The sequence below is a fragment of the Cereibacter sediminicola genome, assembly GCF_007668225.1.
Lineage (GTDB): Bacteria > Pseudomonadota > Alphaproteobacteria > Rhodobacterales > Rhodobacteraceae > Cereibacter_A > Cereibacter_A azotoformans.
This window is the reverse complement of record NZ_VDEK01000002.1, coordinates 31866-48072: the sequence shown is the minus strand read 5'-3', so window position 1 is coordinate 48072 and position 16207 is coordinate 31866. Positions and strand designations below refer to the sequence as shown.

At 69.4% G+C, this 16207-nt stretch carries 14 protein-coding genes; 3 read left to right on the top strand and 11 right to left on the bottom strand.

Features of this window, described 5'->3' with window-relative positions:
* Positions 1 to 5: 5 nt before the first annotated feature.
* The 7 genes from FG154_RS01555 to FG154_RS01525 form a co-directional block, all read right to left on the bottom strand.
* Positions 6 to 623 carry a TetR/AcrR family transcriptional regulator gene (locus FG154_RS01555; protein ID WP_145103717.1) on the bottom strand — a complete coding sequence of 206 codons (618 nt, stop codon included), beginning with the start codon at positions 621 to 623 and terminating at the stop codon, positions 6 to 8.
* Complete coding sequence (gene ppk2 / locus FG154_RS01550; RefSeq protein ID WP_145103715.1) at positions 620 to 1504, bottom strand: polyphosphate kinase 2; 885 nt, start codon at positions 1502 to 1504, stop codon at positions 620 to 622. The genes FG154_RS01555 and ppk2 overlap by 4 nt, the downstream gene beginning before the upstream one ends.
* Before the next feature lie 41 nt (positions 1505 to 1545).
* On the bottom strand, positions 1546 to 2499 hold the full coding sequence (locus tag FG154_RS01545) for an alpha/beta fold hydrolase (RefSeq protein ID WP_186312263.1): 954 nt from the start codon (positions 2497 to 2499) through the stop codon (positions 1546 to 1548).
* The gene (gene metA, locus FG154_RS01540; RefSeq protein WP_145103711.1) at positions 2489 to 3406 is read right to left on the bottom strand and encodes a homoserine O-acetyltransferase MetA; all 918 of its coding nucleotides are present in this window, start codon (positions 3404 to 3406) and stop codon (positions 2489 to 2491) included. Before metA ends, FG154_RS01545 begins: the two co-directional genes overlap by 11 nt.
* Before the next feature lie 27 nt (positions 3407 to 3433).
* On the bottom strand, positions 3434 to 4303 hold the full coding sequence (locus FG154_RS01535; RefSeq protein ID WP_145103709.1) for an ATPase: 870 nt from the start codon (positions 4301 to 4303) through the stop codon (positions 3434 to 3436).
* Between the two features lie 172 nt (positions 4304 to 4475).
* Positions 4476 to 5597, bottom strand: a complete 1122-nt coding sequence (locus FG154_RS01530; protein WP_145103707.1) for an outer membrane protein transport protein — start codon at positions 5595 to 5597, stop codon at positions 4476 to 4478.
* Positions 5598 to 5674: 77 nt separating this feature from the next.
* Complete coding sequence (locus FG154_RS01525; RefSeq protein ID WP_145103705.1) at positions 5675 to 6562, bottom strand: DMT family transporter; 888 nt, start codon at positions 6560 to 6562, stop codon at positions 5675 to 5677.
* Between the two features lie 233 nt (positions 6563 to 6795).
* Here FG154_RS01525 and FG154_RS01520 point away from each other — a divergent pair, with 233 nt between their 5' ends.
* The 3 genes from FG154_RS01520 to der are packed head-to-tail and all read left to right on the top strand — an operon-like array spanning position 6796 to position 10358.
* Positions 6796 to 7443 carry a hypothetical protein gene (locus FG154_RS01520; RefSeq protein ID WP_145103703.1) on the top strand — a complete coding sequence of 216 codons (648 nt, stop codon included), beginning with the start codon at positions 6796 to 6798 and terminating at the stop codon, positions 7441 to 7443.
* 46 nt (positions 7444 to 7489) lie between these two features.
* Entirely contained in the window at positions 7490 to 8836 is a 1347-nt protein-coding gene (locus FG154_RS01515) for an outer membrane protein assembly factor BamB family protein (RefSeq protein ID WP_145103701.1), read from the top strand.
* A gap of 58 nt (positions 8837 to 8894) precedes the next feature.
* Positions 8895 to 10358 (top strand): ribosome biogenesis GTPase Der, encoded by a 1464-nt coding sequence (gene der / locus FG154_RS01510; RefSeq protein ID WP_145103699.1) that lies wholly within the window; start codon positions 8895 to 8897, stop codon positions 10356 to 10358.
* Here the strand turns inward: der and FG154_RS01505 are convergent.
* The 4 genes from FG154_RS01505 to FG154_RS01490 are packed head-to-tail and all read right to left on the bottom strand — an operon-like array spanning position 10330 to position 16192.
* Positions 10330 to 12384 (bottom strand): dipeptide ABC transporter ATP-binding protein, encoded by a 2055-nt coding sequence (locus FG154_RS01505; RefSeq protein ID WP_145103697.1) that lies wholly within the window; start codon positions 12382 to 12384, stop codon positions 10330 to 10332. The genes der and FG154_RS01505 overlap by 29 nt on opposite strands.
* Entirely contained in the window at positions 12377 to 13531 is a 1155-nt protein-coding gene (locus FG154_RS01500; protein WP_145103695.1) for an ABC transporter permease, read from the bottom strand. The genes FG154_RS01505 and FG154_RS01500 overlap by 8 nt, the downstream gene beginning before the upstream one ends.
* Entirely contained in the window at positions 13531 to 14556 is a 1026-nt protein-coding gene (locus FG154_RS01495; protein ID WP_145103694.1) for an ABC transporter permease, read from the bottom strand. The genes FG154_RS01500 and FG154_RS01495 overlap by 1 nt, the downstream gene beginning before the upstream one ends.
* 4 nt (positions 14557 to 14560) lie before the next feature.
* Complete coding sequence (locus FG154_RS01490) at positions 14561 to 16192, bottom strand: ABC transporter substrate-binding protein (RefSeq protein ID WP_145103692.1); 1632 nt, start codon at positions 16190 to 16192, stop codon at positions 14561 to 14563.
* Positions 16193 to 16207: the final 15 nt, after the last annotated feature.

Below are 16207 nucleotides of genomic sequence, written 5' to 3'. Positions count from 1 at the left end.
GGCCTTCAGCGATCGGGGGGCAGCAGGCCCAGGCCGCGCAGATAGATGCCGATCCCGGCCTCGAGCAGATCCTCGGGCGGAAACGGGGACTTGGCACCGGGGGCGCCGCGGGTGAAGAGCTCGACGACTCCGTGGCTGAGGGCCCAGACATGGGCCGAGAACATCGCGGGCGGCGGGCGCTTTTCGGGTGGGATATGTTCGGACAGGCGCGTCGCCGCCCGCTCGAGCACGTCCCGCGCCCCCTGGGCGGCGGCCGCAAGCTCGGGGTTCGACTGGAGGGAGATCCCGCTTTCGAACATGGCCATGTAGTGGCCGGGATATTTGCGCGCGAAGGCGAGGTAGGCCCGCCCCGTCGCCTCGAAGGCCGCGAGCGCCGAGGGGCGGCCCTCGTCGTAGGCATAGTCCATCAGCGCGCCGAAGATCTCGTAGCCCTGCCGAGCCGCTTCGGCGATCAGCTCGTCGCGTCCGGCGAAATGGCGATAGACCGCAGCCGGCGTGACATCGGCCGCCTTGGCCGCCTCGGACAGGGTGAAGCCCTGAGGCCCCTTTTCGGTGATGAGCCGGAGCGCCGCCTCGACCAGGGCCTGGCGGAGGTTGCCGTGATGGTAGCCGCGCTTGCTCATGATCGGCCGCGGCCGTCGCTCCAGAGGTCGGGGCCGCCGCAGATCGCGGGGTCGGGCGTGCCGATCAGCTCGTCCCTGCGGCCGTCGAAGGGGACCGCGCGCAGGATCGTCTGGATCGCCGCGATTCGTGCCCGGCGCTTGTCGTCCGAGCGGATCACCGTCCAGGGCGCGGTGCCGGAGTGGCTGCGGCTGAGTGTGTCCTCGATCGCATCGCTGTAGTCCTGCCACTTCTTCAACCCCTCGATGTCGATCCACGAGAGCTTCCACTGTTTCAGCGGGTCCTGCTCGCGGGCGAGGAAACGGCGGAGCTGCTCGGCGCGGCTGACATTGAGCCAGAGCTTGACGAGCGTGATCCCGTCCTCGACGAGCATCTCCTCGAAGCCGGGAAGCTGACAGAAGAACTGTTCGCGCTGGCGCTCGGTGCAGAAGTCGAAGACCTTCTCGACCACGCCCCGGTTGTACCAGCTGCGGTCGAAGAGCGCGATCTCGCCGCCCGCGGGCAGCCAGTCCACGTAACGCTGGAAATACCATTGCCCCGCCTCGCGGTCCGAGGGGGCGGGCAGCGCCACCACATTGGCCACGCGCGGATTGAGGTTCTCGGTCACGGCCTTGATCGTGCCGCCCTTGCCGGATGCGTCCCGGCCCTCGAAGACGACCACGATGCGCTTGCCCGACGCCTTCACATCGGCCTGAAGGCGCACGAGTTGCGTCTGCAGATCCTCCATCCGCTCGGCGTAGGATTTCTTCTTCATCAGCGTCCGGTAGGGATAGGAGGCGTCGAGTACCTCCTCGTCCGACGCGTCGCTGATCGCCTCGCGGATGTGCCGGGGGGCCTCGGCGCGGAAGTAGTGACTGATCGCCCCGTCAAACGGCAGCTCCATCGGATCCTCCCTCTCTGGCGGCAGTATGGCCAAGCCCGGCCTCAGCGCAATCCGGCCCGGGAGGCGGCGCGGTCGATGGCGGCGGCCACGGCGTCTGGCGCCACATGGTGCGGCATGTGGCCGATCCCCTCGAGAATCGTGACACGCGCGCCCGGTATCAGCCGGCCCAGAGGCTGGGCGTGGATCTCGACCGGCACGACGCGGTCGTCGCCGCCGTGCAGGATCTCGACCGGCATCGGCAGCTTGGGGTAATTCGGCTCCATGAGCCTGAGGTAGGGCTTGAGACCGGTCACCTGGCGGGCGTTGATGCGGAAGCTCTCGCGGCGCAGCGAAAGGCCCACCCCGAAATAGTCCGAATAGCCCGGCGGCACCTTCTGGGGCGCGAAGATCTGCCCCACGATGCGGTCGGCCCGGTCGGGTGAGACGAAGGCCGAGATGAGCGGCACCACCGCCGCCTGCCCGAAGCTGCTGGCCGTGAGCGAATAGAGCGGGCCGAGATCGCCCGGCCAGGGCATCACCGCGCCCGAGACCGTCACGATGGCCGCCGTGTTGCCCGGATCGCGCAGGCCCCAGGCCAGCGCCACCGCGGCGCCGTAGGAATGGCCGAGCACGATGGGCCGGCGCACGCCGAGCTGTGCGGCGGCCTTGCGCAGCACATCCGCCTGCACGAGCGGGCTGGTCCCGTCCGGCCCGATATCGTCCGACCAGCCGAGGCCGGGCCGGTCGAGGGCGATCACCCGGTAGCGCCCCTTCATCTGCTCGACGAAGGAAAAGGTGAAGTCACGGGTCGAGCCCGAGGCGCCGTGGATCAGCACGAGGTCCGGCCCGCGTCCCTCGACATGGGCGTGGATCCGGTGGCCATCCACCTCGAGAAGCTGTCCGGTGGGCGGAAAGGAGGCCTCGGCCACCGCCTCGCGGTCCGAGGCACGCTGAGAGACGGCGGCGCCGCAGCCTCCGAGCGCAAGCGTTCCGGCGATGAGGAGACTAACGGCCAATCTGCTGAATGTCATACGGGGTGGACTGATAGATCTCGTTGATCCAGTTCCCATATAGGAGGTGGGCGTGGCTTCTCCACCTGTTCAGCGGCGGTTTTGTCGTATCGTCGTTGGGATAATAGTTGCGCGGCACGTTGATCGGCTTTCCGTTGCCGATGTCGCGATCATACTCCTGCTTCAGCGTGTCGCTGTCATATTCGAAATGGTTGAAGATGTAGAGCGCGCGGTGGCCCGCATCCTCGACGAGGCAGGGGCCCACCTCGTCCGAGGCGAGCAGCGTGCGCAGGCCCGGCGCCGCGTCGATCTCGTCCTGCCGCATCTCGGTCCAGCGGCTGACGGGGATCACGAAATCGTCCGAGAAGCCGCGCAGATAGGGCGAGACGGGCGCCACGTTGCGGTGACGGAAGCAGCCGAAGGCCTTGGCGGCCAGCATGTGCTTCGGCACGCCGTGGAAGTGGTAGATCATCGCCATGCCGCCCCAGCAGACGCCGAAGGTGGAATGGACGTGGGTCTGGGTCCAGTCCATCACCTCGCAAAGCTCGTCCCAGTAGGTGACCTCCGAGAAATCGAGATGCTCGATCGGGGCGCCGGTGATGATCAGCCCGTCGAACTTCTCGTGCTTCACCTCCTGGAAGGGGCGGTAGAAGGCGGCCATGTGCTCGGCGGCGGTGTTCTTCGTCTGATGCTCCGTCATGCGGATCAGCTGGAAGTCGATCTGCAGGGGCGTCGCGCCGATCAGCCGGGCGAACTGGTTCTCGGTCTGGATCTTCTTGGGCATCAGGTTCAGAAGCCCGATGCGCAGCGGACGGATGTCCTGCCGGGCCGCCCGCTCCGGTGTCATCACCATGACGCCCTCGTGGGTCAGCACGTCGAAGGCGGGCAGGGTGGCGGGCAGGGTGATCGGCATGGGCGTCTCTCTCCGGGAGGGCGGGTTCTAGGCCTCGGTCCTGGCTCTGTCCAGTGTCCGGGCGATCAGCTCGACGAAGGCATGAGCATCCCCGGCTTCGGCCACCTCTTCCGCGGTCACCGTGATGCCCCAGCGCGCCATCGCCGCGTAGCGCGGCTGACGGTGGGCGAGGGCGCGGGCATAGGTCCAGCGGATGAAGTCGTCGGGATCGACCTGTTCTTCGGTCAGGCCCTTCTCGACGCGGTAGTCGGTCCAGGCGGCACGGAGGAAGGCCGGCTGGTAATACATCGGCTTCGGCGCCTTGTCGAAGCGGCGGACCAGTTCGGCCGTATGGGCCTCGGAGCCCTTGATCCAGACCATCAGCAGGTTGCCGGCCAGATCCGACATCACCGGATCGTTCGGATTGTCGGGGTCCACCACCTCGCAGATCGAGCCGCCCGAGTCGCAGACGAAGTTCTGGTAGCCGTAGATCTCGGTGGCGCGGCGGATGAAGCGTTGCGTGTCGTGCAGCGCCGCCACCTCGGCCTCGCGATGCTGGCCCTGTCGTTCGAGATAGTCGGCGAAGGCGAGGCCGCCGCGGTTGGGGTTGCCGGGCTTGCCGAGGTAGGTCGAGAGCGGGGCCAGATTGTCGAAGGTGATGTTCGAGGCGATATAGACCGAGTCGGTCCGCAGCAGCTCGCGCAGGAACGGGACCTTCATCGCCTCGCGTTTGAAGTTGTCGGCGATATGCTCGCCCATGTAGCGGGTGCCGATGCGGTAATCGACCGAGTAGTGGAACCAGTCGCCGCTGTCGCGAAGCAGCGTCGAGACATGGGTCTTTCCCAGGCCCGACATGCCGAACAGCAGCACCCGCTTGGCCTGTGCCGCCCGCCATTCCGCCCCGGTCCTGTAGATCATCTCGCGTCCCCTGCCTCGGATCGCGCCCCTGTTACAGCGCCGGGCGCGGCAGTTCACGCGAAATCTGGGAGATGCGACGTCGGGCCGGGCGTCGGAAGGCGGCTTGCCCGATGCCGCCCTCGGATCGCAAAAGGGCCCCGCAAGGGGCCCCGCGCCGGCACGATCGAGAAGATCAGAAGGTGAAGCCAACCCGGATGCCGGCGGCCAGAGCCTCGTTGTCATCGAACTTGGCGCCCACCCCGCGCGTGGTGGCGCTGCCGAGTTCCACATAGCGGATGCCGCCCGTGATCTTCATGTTCTCGTGCGTGTAGGTGGCGCCGATGCCGATCGACCGGAACCCGTCGTTGGGCCCGAGGTTGCCGGTGTCATCTCCGGTTTTCGGTTCGTAGGAGACCGTCACCGCACCCGACCATTTCTCGGTGAAGCGACGGCCGAGACCCAGCGTGTAGGTCCAGCGGTCGGATTCGTAAGCCACCAGCGGAACGCCCGGGAAGTAATACTGGTAGATCTCGGGATCGATCAGGAACTCGGTCCAGTCCACCCAGCGGACCGAGCCGAAGAGCAGCGTGTCCGGCGCAATCCCGGTCTGGAACTCGAGGTTCACGGACTGCGGCACGGTCGTATCGAACTCGCTCACGCCGGCGCGGTCGCCGAAGGCCGCGTTCGTTCCCGTCTCGTCGGCCTCGAGCGTATGGTCGATCGCCGAATTGTAGGTGAGGGCGACGCGAGCGGCGATTTCGGGCTTTTCCCAGGCGACGCCCACCACATAGCCGAAGGCATAGTCGGTATTGGTCTCGAGATTGTAGTCCGTCGTCGCGACGTAGTTGCCCGCCTGATAGATGTCGAACAGGATGTTCGCCTTGCCCTTTACCGACTGGGCGCGAAGGCCACCGTAGAGCGACACGTCATTGTCGAACTTGTAGCGCAGGAGCGCGGTCACCGCGTTGGACCGCAGTTCCGCCGTGGTTCCGGCGAGCGGGTAGATGCCTCCCGGATAGTCCACATCGGCGCCGATCGGCTGGTCGAGCACCAGCGCGATGTCCATGTTCGATCCGAGAGCCTGCTTGTAGGCAAGTGACCATGTCGAGAAGTTTCCGGCCATGTTCCCGGACTGGAACGGCGAGTTCGGAATGTTCCCGCTGACATCCGGCTTGACGAAGCCGTAGGTCAGCTCGACATACCGGCCTTCCTCGAACAGGATGCCCACGCTCTGTGTCGAGCGCTCGATGTCCCCGGCCGAGGCCGCGCCGGCGCTCAGCGCCAGCCCTCCCAATGCTCCCGCGATCTTTTTCATTTCCGCTCCTCCGCTTGCCGGATCATCTTTCCGATCCCTCACCTTTCGGTCAATCACTGACGCCGCGGAACGAAATGTCACTTCGCCCGCTGTGGCTGCGGCGCCCCAGCGGCGGCCCGGATGCTGATCCAGTTGGCCAGCAGGATCACGCCGCCGCCGAGGATAACCATCGCATCGAGCGGCTCGGCAAAGAGGATCATGCCGAGGATCGCAAAGACTGGCAGCCGCAGGAAATCCACCGTCACCACGAACCCGGCCGTGGCCAGCGAGAGCGCCTGGGTCAGGCAGAGATGCGCGGCCAGACCCGACAGGCCGATCATCACCAGCCAGAAGCCCGAGGTGAGCGTGGGCCAGGTGGTCTCGCCGTCGGCAAGGGTGCAGGCGATCCCGAGCACCGCCTGGATCAGCGTGAGCCAGAACATGATCGAAACGATCGACTCATGGCGCGTCAGGCGCTTGGTCAGGATGATCGAGCCCGCGAAGAAGATGGCCGAGCCCGCAGCGGCAAGCACCCCCACGTCCATCTGCGCAAAGTCGGGCCGGGCGACGACGAGGATCCCGGTGAAGCCCACGACGGTCGAGAGAGCGCGCATCCTTGTGATCCGCTCTCCGAGCAGGAGCGGCGACAGCAGGATGACCCAGATCGGCGAGGTGAACTCCAGCGCGATCACCTGCGCGAGGGGGATCAGGCCCAGCGCCCAGAACCAGAGGTTCTGCCCGGTGAAATGGCACAGGTTCCGCACGAGATGCCGCCCGAAATGGTCGGTGCGGATCTCGGCCATCCGCCCGGCGGCCATGGCCCAGAGGCCCACCACGGCCAGCCCCACCAGCGAGCGCCAGGCCATGATCTCGAACGTGTCGTGCACGCCCGAAACCATGCGGCCCGAGACCGCCATGGCCGAGAAGGACGTGATGGCACCCGCCATCCAGAGGGTGGCGGCGGGAAGATGTTGCTGGGGAGGCATTTTTCAGGTCCGGTCGCTGGGGCCGGCCACCATTGCCCCGCCTGCGGCGGATTGTCCAGCGCGGCGCGCTTGACAGGGGCCGCTCGCGACGGCCGGGCCGCGGCGGAGGCCCGGCCCGGCCGGTGCGGATGGCCCTGCCGGGCCTTGCCGATGACGGCGTGCCGGCCGGGAGCGGGGCTTGGCAAGCCCTTCGCCTTGCGTGTAAGACGAAGGCACCAGCGAGGGAGAGGGCCTTGAGCAACCCCGAGAGTTTCATCGACGAGGTGACCGAGGAGGTCCGCCGCGAGCGGCTGTTCGGCTATTTCCGCCGCTATGGCTGGATCGCTCTGGTCATCGTTCTGGCGATCGTCGGCGGGGCGGCCTTTGTCGAGTGGCAGAAGGCGCAGCACCGGGCCGAGTCGCAGGCCTTCGGCGACGCGCTGCTGGAGGCGCTCGAGGCGCCGGATGCGGCCGCGCGCCGGGCGGCGGTCGAGGCCGTTCCGGCGGCTGGCGACCGGGCCGCGCTGCGCGATCTGATGGCCGCGTCGGATCCCGCGGGCGATCGGGCGGCCGCCATGGCCGCGCTGGAGCGTGTGGCCGCCAACGCCACGCTGTCGCCGGTCTATCGCGACCTCGCGGTGCTGCGCCGGGTGATCCTCGGCGGGGCCGAGCTGCCGGTGGCCGACCGCCGCGCCGCCCTCGACGGGATCGCCGCGCCGGGACGGCCCTACCGCGCGCTTGCGCTGGAGCAGATGGCCTATCTCGAGATCGAGGCGGGCGAGCCTGCGCGGGCCATCGAGACGCTCCGCAGCCTCACGCAGGATCAGGAAGCGCCGCAGGGTCTTCGCCGGCGCGCCGAACAGATGATCACCGCGCTGGGCGGCGGAACCCAGGCCGGCTGAGACCGGCAACAAGGGGACGGGCAGGGACTTGAAGAGGGGTTTCACGGTGAAGCGGACGGCTGCGGTCACGGGATTTGCGCTTCTTGGCCTGCTCGGCGCCTGCGGCGAGCGCGAACTGATCCTTCCGGGCGAGCGGTTCGACGTTCGCGCGCCGCTCGAGGCGAGCGTGCCGACCGAGGGCAATCCGACACCCGCGGACCGCAGTGGCCTCAGCGCCAACCGGTCGCTGCCTGTGGCGCTGCCGGCTGCCACGGCGAACGCCTCCTGGCCGCAACGGGGGGGCAATTCGGCCCATCTCGCGCCGCATGCAAGCCTGTCCGCCGCGCCGCAGCTGGTCTGGAGCAGCGACATCGGCGCGGGCAACAGCCGCCGCAACCGGATCTCGGCCGCCCCGATCGTGGCCGAGGGGCGCGTCTTCACCATGGACGCCATGAGCGACGTTCAGGCCACTTCGACGGGCGGCGCGCAGCTCTGGCGGGTGGACATCACGCCGCCCTCCGACAGGGCCACGGCCATGTCCGGCGGCGGGCTCGCCTACGGCGCCGGACGCCTCTTCGCGACGACAGGCTTTGGTGAGCTGGTGGCGCTCGATCCCGCCACGGGCGCGGTTCTCTGGCGCCAGAAGCTCGGCGCCCCGGCCACGGGCGCGCCGATGGTCGAGGGCGACACGGTCTATGTCACCGGCCGCGACAGCTCGGCCTGGGCGATCGACGCCTCGAACGGGCGCGTCCGCTGGCAGCTTCCGGGGGCACCCTCCAGCACCGGCATGATCGGCGGCTCGGCCCCGGCGATGGCGGGCGGCACGGTGCTCTTCCCCTTCAACAGCGGTCAGATGATCGCCGTCCTGCGTGAGGGCGGATCGCAGGTCTGGTCGTCGCAGGTGGCGGGCGAACGGCTCGGGCGCGCCTACACCGGCTTCCGCGACATCACCGGCGATCCGGTCGTTTCGGGCGGCACGATCTATGTCGGCAGCTCGGCGGGGCGGACTCTTGCGATGTCCGCAGCGTCGGGCGAGACGCTGTGGTCGGCCGACGAGGGCGCCCTTGCGCCGGTGGCCGTGGCGGGCGGCTCGGTCTTCCTCGTCTCGGACGAGGCGCGGCTCGTGCGGCTCGACGCGGCGACCGGCTCGGTGATCTGGTCGGTGGACATGCCCTACTGGGAAAATGCCACGCCCAAGCGGCGCAAGGGGATCACCGCCCATTACGGCCCCGTGCTGGCGGGCGGGCGCCTCCTCGTGGCCTCGTCGGACGGGCTGGTGCGCTTCTTCAACCCGGCGGACGGTGCGCTTGTCGGCTCGGTCGAACTGCCGGGCGGGGCGGCGGCGCAGCCGGCGCTTGCAGGGGGAACGCTCTATGTCGTCGCGGCCAACGGGAAACTTCTCGCTTTCCGCTGAGCGTTGTTCCTGCTAGGGACCCGGGCTTGACCTGCCCAAGCCGCCTTCGGAGGCATCGATGAGCTTTACCCTCGCCATTGTCGGCCGCCCCAACGTCGGCAAGTCCACCCTGTTCAACCGCCTTGTCGGCAAGCGGCTGGCGCTGGTGGACGACCAGCCCGGCGTCACGCGCGACCTGCGCGAGGGCGATGCCAAGCTCATTGACCTGCGCTTCACCGTGATCGACACGGCGGGACTGGAGGAGGTGACCGACGACAGCCTTCAGGGCCGGATGCGCCGCCTGACCGAGCGCGCGGTGGAGATGGCCGACGTCTGCCTGTTCCTGATCGACGGCCGCGTGGGCGTGACCCCCTCGGACGAGGTCTTTGCCGACATCCTGCGCAAGAAGAACGCCCATGTGATCCTTGGCGTGAACAAGGCCGAGGGCCGCGCGGGCGACGCCGGCGCGATCGAGGCCTGGTCGCTGGGGCTGGGAGAGCCGGTGCGCCTCTCGGCCGAGCACGGCGAGGGGATGGACGATCTCTACCACATCCTGCGCCCGATCGCCGAGGGCTTTGCCGAGCGCGCCGCCGCCGACGCGCCGGTGGTCGATGTGGACGTGTCCGAAGAGGAGGCCGATCTCGAGGCCGATCCCGATGCGCACAAGCCCACCGTCAAGCGCCCGCTGCAGATCGCGGTGATCGGGCGGCCGAACGCGGGCAAATCCACCCTCATCAACAAGATCATCGGCGAGGACCGGCTTCTGACCGGGCCAGAGGCCGGCATCACTCGCGACGCGATCTCGGTTCGCTCGGAATGGCAGGGCACGCCGATCCGCATTTTCGACACCGCCGGCATGCGCAAGAAGGCGCGGATCTCGGACAAGCTGGAAAAGCTGTCGGTCGCCGATGGCCTGCGCGCGGTGCGCTTTGCCGAGGTGGTGGTGGTGCTTCTCGATGTCGAGATCCCATTCGAGCAGCAGGATCTGCGCATCGCCGACTTTGCCGAGACCGAGGGCCGGGCGGTCGTCGTCGCGGTCAACAAGTGGGACCTCGAGGGCGAGAAGCAGGAAAAGCTCGCCGAACTCAAGGAGATGTTCGACCGGCTGTTGCCGCAGCTGCGCGGCGCGCCGCTGGTGACGGTCTCGGCCAAAACGGGCCGTGGGCTCGACCGGCTGCATGCTGCGATCCTGAAGGCGCATGACATCTGGAACCGGCGGATCACCACCGCGCGGCTGAACAGCTGGCTGGGCGCGATGGTTGAGGCGCATCCGCCGCCGGCGCCCGGCGGGCGGCGGATCAAGCTGCGCTACATGACGCAGGTCAAGACCCGCCCGCCGGGCTTCGTGGTCATGTGCTCGCACCCCGACGAGATGCCGGACAGCTATCGCCGCTACCTCGTGAACGGCCTGCGGGATCACTTCGACATGCCCGGCACGCCGATCCGGCTGACCATGCGCGGGCAGGGCGACAAGAACCCGTTCAAGGAGCGCAAGTTCCGCACGCCCTCGCGGCTCAGGAAGCACCTCGGCAAGAAGGAGTGAGAGGCGCCGCAGGGCGCCTTTCCTCATCCGGCGGCTGCTTGCGCAACTCCTCGGGCGCGAGGTGGCACCGGATCGTGTGGCCCGGCGCGACCTCGGCCAGCGGCGGCAGGCGGTCGGTGCAGAGCGTGCCGGGCACTTCGGCCCGTCGGGGACAGCGGGTGTGGAACGGGCAGCCGGACGGCGGATCGAGGGCCGAGGGCGGGTCTCCGGCCGGGGCGGGGCGCAGGGCCGCCGCCGGATCGGAGCGCGGGGCGGCGGCGAGAAGCGCCCTGGTGTAGGGATGGGCGAGCGGGCCGAAGACCTGCGCGGCCGGCCCGATCTCCAACACCCGGCCGAGATACATCACCATCACCCGGTCCGCGATCTGCCGCACCAGCGCGAGGTCGTGGCTGATGAAGAGGAGCGTGGCCCGCCGGCTCCGCTGCAACGCGAGCAGCGTCTCGATCACGGCGGCCTGCACGCTCGCATCAAGGGCCGACACCGGCTCGTCCGCCACGAGGATCGCCGCATCCCCGGCCAGCGCCCGGGCGATCCCAACCCGCTGCCTCTGCCCGCCCGACAGTTGCCGCGGCATCCGTGCGGCCAGTGACTCGGGCAGGCGGACGAGGCCGAACAGCTCGGACAGCCGGGTGCGGAGGTTTGCTGCAGAGTCGGTGCCCCGGAACAGCTCCAGCGCGCGCATCACCTGCCGCCCGACCGGCGCCGAGGGGTTGAGCGTGTCGGCGGGGTTCTGGAACACCATCTGCATCGCCGCGGTCAGCGCCGCGGGCCTCCGCCCCGCCGGCCGGTCCTGCACCTCGACCCCCGTCAGCCGGATCCGCCCCGCGTCGGGCCGGTCAAGCCCCATGATGAGCCGGGCGAGCGTGCTCTTGCCGCAGCCGGATTCCCCGACGATGGCGAGCGTCTCGCCCTCAAGGGCGGCAAAGCTCACCCCCTCCACCGCATGAACCGTGCCGCGGGCCGTGCGGAAGCGGCGGGCCAGCCCCTCGACCTCCAGCACCGCGGGGCCGGGGCGGGCCTCTGGCAGCGGCTCGGCCACGCAGGGGGCCTCGCGGATCTCGCGCCAGCGCAGGCAGCGCACCGTCTCGTCCGGCCCGGCGGTCTCGAGAGGCACCGGCGTCACGTCGCACCGGCCGCCCTGCGCGTGGCCGCAGCGGGGGGCAAAGGCGCAGCCCTGCGGACGTTCGTGGGGCAGGGGCTGGCCGCCCGCCAGCGGCACCGGAGGGCGGCGCGCGCCCTCGATCCTTGGCAGCGCCCGCAGCAGCGCGCGTGTGTAGGGATGGCGTGGGGAGGCAAACAGCCGCGGCGCCGGCGCGCTCTCGACCAGCCGCCCGGAATAGAGCACCGCGATCCGGTCGCAGATCCCGGCCATGAGCGCCAGATTGTGCCCGATGAAGAGCATCGACGTCCCGTGCTCCTGCCGGATCTCGCGCAGCAGCGCGACGATCCCCGCCTCGACCGTCACGTCGAGCGCCGTCGTCGGCTCGTCAAGGATCAGCAGCCGCGGGCGGGCCATCAGCGCCATGGCGATGGCGACCCGCTGGAGTTGCCCGCCCGAAAGCTGGTGAGGGTAGCTGTCGAGGATGCGGTCGGGATCGGGCAGGCGCACCTCCTCGACGGCCCGGCGGGCGGCCGCGCGGGCCTCGGCGCGCGAGACGCGGGCGTGCAGGCGCGGCACCTCGGCCAGTTGCGCGCCGATCCGCATCGAAGGGTTCAGCGCCGCCATCGGCTCCTGGCCCACCATCGCGATGCCCGCGCCGCGGATCGGGCGCAGCGCCCGCTCGCCCAGGCCCGCAAGCTCGCGCCCCTCGAAGCGGAGGCTTCCCCGGTCGATCCGGCCCGCGGGGCCCAGATCGCCCATCACGGCCAGCGCCACCGTGCTCTTGCCGCTGCCGGATTCGCCCACAAGCCCCAGCACCTCGCCCGGCGCGATCGCAAGCGACAGATCCTCGACCGCGGGAAACCGGCCGCGACGGGTGCCGAAGCTGACCGTCAGCCCGTCGAGGCGCAGGACGGGCTCAGTCATGCAGGCTCTCCTCGCGCAGCGCATCGGCGAGAAGGTTGAGGCCGAGCACGAGGCTCATCAGCGCCAGCGCCGGCACCACGGCCGCATGAGGGTAGATCGCGAGAAACCGGCGCCCGTCATTGATGGTCGAGCCCCAGTCCGGGCTCTCGGGCGAGACGCCGAGGCCGAAGAAGCCAAGCGTTCCGAGAAGGATGGTCGTGTAGCCGACCCGCAGGCAGGCATCGACGATCAGCGGCCCGCGGGCGTTCGGCAGGATCTCCCACAGCATGATGAACCAGGGGCCCTCGCCGCGCGTGCGGGCGGCGGCGACATAGTCGCGCGCCCTCAGATCGAGCGCGAGGCCCCGCACGATGCGGAAGGCGGTGGGCGCGTTCACGAAGACCACGGCCACGAAGACGGTGAGCAGCCCCGGTTCCAGCCGCCAGACCCCAAGCGGATCGGCATCAAGCGCCAGCCCCGACCACATCCAGAGACCCAGGCCGAGGATCGGGATCATCCCCACCGCCCACGGCCTTGCCCGCGTGCGGTATCGGCTGTGCCAGAGGAGGAGGAGGAACACGAGCGGGAACAGGAACAGCAGCGCCGCGAACGTCCGCGGCAGGGCGGTCTCGCGGATCTCGGGCGTGACGAGAAGGTAGAAGAGCAGGATCACCGGGAAGGCCAGCACGAGATTGGCCAGAAAGGAGAGCGCGGCGTCGAGCCTTCCGCCGACGTAGCCCGCGGGCAGCCCGAGCAGCACGCCCACCGCCATCGCGCAGAGCGTGGCCGCCGGGGCGATCGCCAGCACCCGGCGCGCGCCCGCGACCATCCGGCTGAAACTGTCCCGCGCGAGGCTGTCGCCGCCGAGCAGGTAGAACGGATAGGCGGAGCCCGGCGCGGGACTGCCGGGAGCTGCGTTCTTCAGCCCCGACAGCTGCGCCAGCGGATCGTGCGTGGCGATCAGATCCGCAAAGAGCGCGGTCAGGAGCCAGAAGAGCACGATCGTCAGCCCGGCCAGCCCGATCCCGTTGCCGAAGAGGCGGCCGGCCAGCCCCAGCCGCCCGCGCAGCGCAAACCCCGCCCCCAAAACCAGCGCAAGGCCCGCCCAGACGGGCGCAAAGCGCAGCGCCATCCGGCCGAGGATCTCGAGCCAGCCCAGCGTCTCCATCAGCCCACCCTCAGCCGCGGGTTCAGCGCGCGGTAGGCCAGATCGGACAGCGCCTGCGTCGCCAGCACCAGCGTCACCGCCACGACCGAGCAGCCGAGCAGAAGGGCGATGTCGTTGTTGCCCGCCGCCTGCACCAGCGTCCAGCCGAAGCCCTTGTAGGCAAACAGCGTCTCGACGATCACCACACCGTTCAGCAGCCACGGAAGCTGCAGCAGGATCACCGTGACCGGCGCCACGAGCGCGTTGCGCAGCGCATGGACCAGCACGATCCGCGCGAGGCCCGCGCCCTTCAGCCGGGCGGTGCGGATGTAGGGCTGCGCCATCACTTCGGCCATCGAGGCGCGGGTAATGCGCGCGATGTAGCCCGTGCCATAGAGCGCGATGGTCGCCACCGGCAGGGCAAAGTTCCAGAAGGTGATGCGCGTCATCGCCCCCGAGGCGGTGCCCTGGAACAGCGTGCGCCTCTCGATCCAGCCCGCCTCGTGCAGCAGCGGCGACAGCCCCGCCGTGGCCGAGGCGAACAGCGCCACGAGCACCACGCCCGAGACATATTCGGGCGTCGCCGCCGTGAGGATCGTCGCCACCGAGATCGTGCGGTCCGTCCTCGAGCCCTCGCGCATCCCGGCCAGCACCCCGAGGGCCAGCGCCGTCGGAACCATCACCGCCATCACCCACAGCATGAGCCACCCCGTCGCCGCAAGACTGCGCAGGATCACCGCGCCGACCGGCTGGCGGAAGACGGTGGACTGGCCCCACTCGCCTTGCATCACGCCGCAATGGCCGCAACCGGCGCGCGGCAGCACGCCCAGCCACTCGCCATAGAGCACGGGGAGCGGCCGGTCGAAGCCGGAGCGTTCCAGCCAGCTTGCCACCTCGGCATCGGACATGCGGGCCGAGCCTTGCGACTTGGCGAGCTTCTCGAGGTTCGGGGGCAGGTGGGTCAGCCAGAAGACGAGCAGGCTCAGGCACAGGGCGGTGCCGAGCATGGCGCCAAGGCGGCGCAGGAGGAGGGCGGCGCCCCGCAATGGCTCAGGCGTCGATCCACCACTTGTAATGGTGATGCTCGAAGGTCGGATGGGCCTCGGCACCCTTCACCTTCGGATCGACATGGCGGAAGATCGAGCGCCAGTAGGGCTGGATCAGCACGCCCTCCTCCTGCAGGATCCGCTCGAGATCGGCCATGAGCGTGCGGCGCCCGTCGGGATCGACGATCGACATGGCTTCATCAAGTTTTGCGTCGAACTCCTTGTTGGCAAAGCCGGATTCGTTCCATGGCACCCCAGAGCGATAGGCGAGCGCCAGAACCTGCACCCCCAGCGGGCGCATGTTCCACTCGGTCGCCGAGAAGGGGAACTTCAGCCAGTCGTTCCAGTAGGTCGCGCCGGGCAGGACCGTCCGCCGGATCGACACGCCCGCGTCCCGCAGCTGCGCCGCCACGGCATCGCACGAGGCCGCCTGCCAGGCGTCGTCGAGCGAGACCAGCTCGAACTCGTGGCCCTCCATCCCGGCCTCTTCCAGCAGGGCCCGGGCCTGCGCGCGATCGACGGTCAGCGGCGGCAGCTCGGCATATTCGGGATGGATCGGGCTGACGTGGTGGTTCTCGGCCACATGCCCGTGCCCGGAATAGCCCAGCTCCAGCACCACGGCATTGTCCACCGCCATCTGCAGCGCCCGGCGCACGCGGACGTCGCGATACTCCTCGGACTGCTGGTTGAACCGGATCGCAAGGGTGGTCGCGGTGCGCGCTTCGGACTTGTCCCAGCCAAGGCCGTCCAGCACCTCGATGAACTCGCCCACCGTCTGATAGGTCGCGTCGATCTCGCCCGATCCCGCCGCGGCCACTGAGGCCGAGGGATCGCTGCCGAAATCGAGATATTCGATCCGGTCGAGCCAGGGGCCGCCATGGACGTCGCTGCCCCACCAGGGATGCGCGTCGTTGCGGACCAGCACCATGCGGATGCCCACCTCGACCGCTTCGGGGCGGTAGGGCCCGGTGCCGATAGGCGTCGCGGCCGGATCACCGCCCTCATAGGATGCGTGAACGACCGCGGCCGGATAATCCGCAAGGTTCGCGATCAAGGCGATGTCGGGCCGCGACAGATGGAGCCGCAGTGTCGTCTCGTCCACCACCTCGATCGCGTCCGGCCGCAGCTTGCCGTCGGCCTGCAGGGCCCCCATCTGCGCGGCCATCGCGTTGCCCTCGACCGAGGCGTCGCACCACCGCTCGAAATTGTGGCGGACATCCTCGGCGGTAAACGGGTCGCCGTTGCTCCAGCGGACGCCGGGGCGGATGTTGAGCCGGTATTCCGTGGCGTTATCGTTGGCCTCCCAGCTTTCGAGGAGCATCGGGCGGAAGGTTCCGTCGGACTGATATTCCACCAGATATTCCAGCCAGCCGCGGGTGAAATTCGCGATCTGCGACCAGTCGGCCGTCCGCGGATCCTTGAGCGCCCGGGTCTCCATCTCCATGCGCAGGGTGCCGCCGGGCCGCGGCGCCTCCTGCGCGCGGGCGGGGGACGGCAGCCCCAGCAGGCCGTAGGCCGCGCCCGCCGAAACGCCGAGCGCGGTGGCCCGGCTCAGGAACTCGCGTCGGCTCATCCGGCCCGCCGCAACTTCGACCTGATGCATCAGGGCCGCGGGATGGAGTCTCTCGCTGGTCATGTCGGTCTCCCTGCT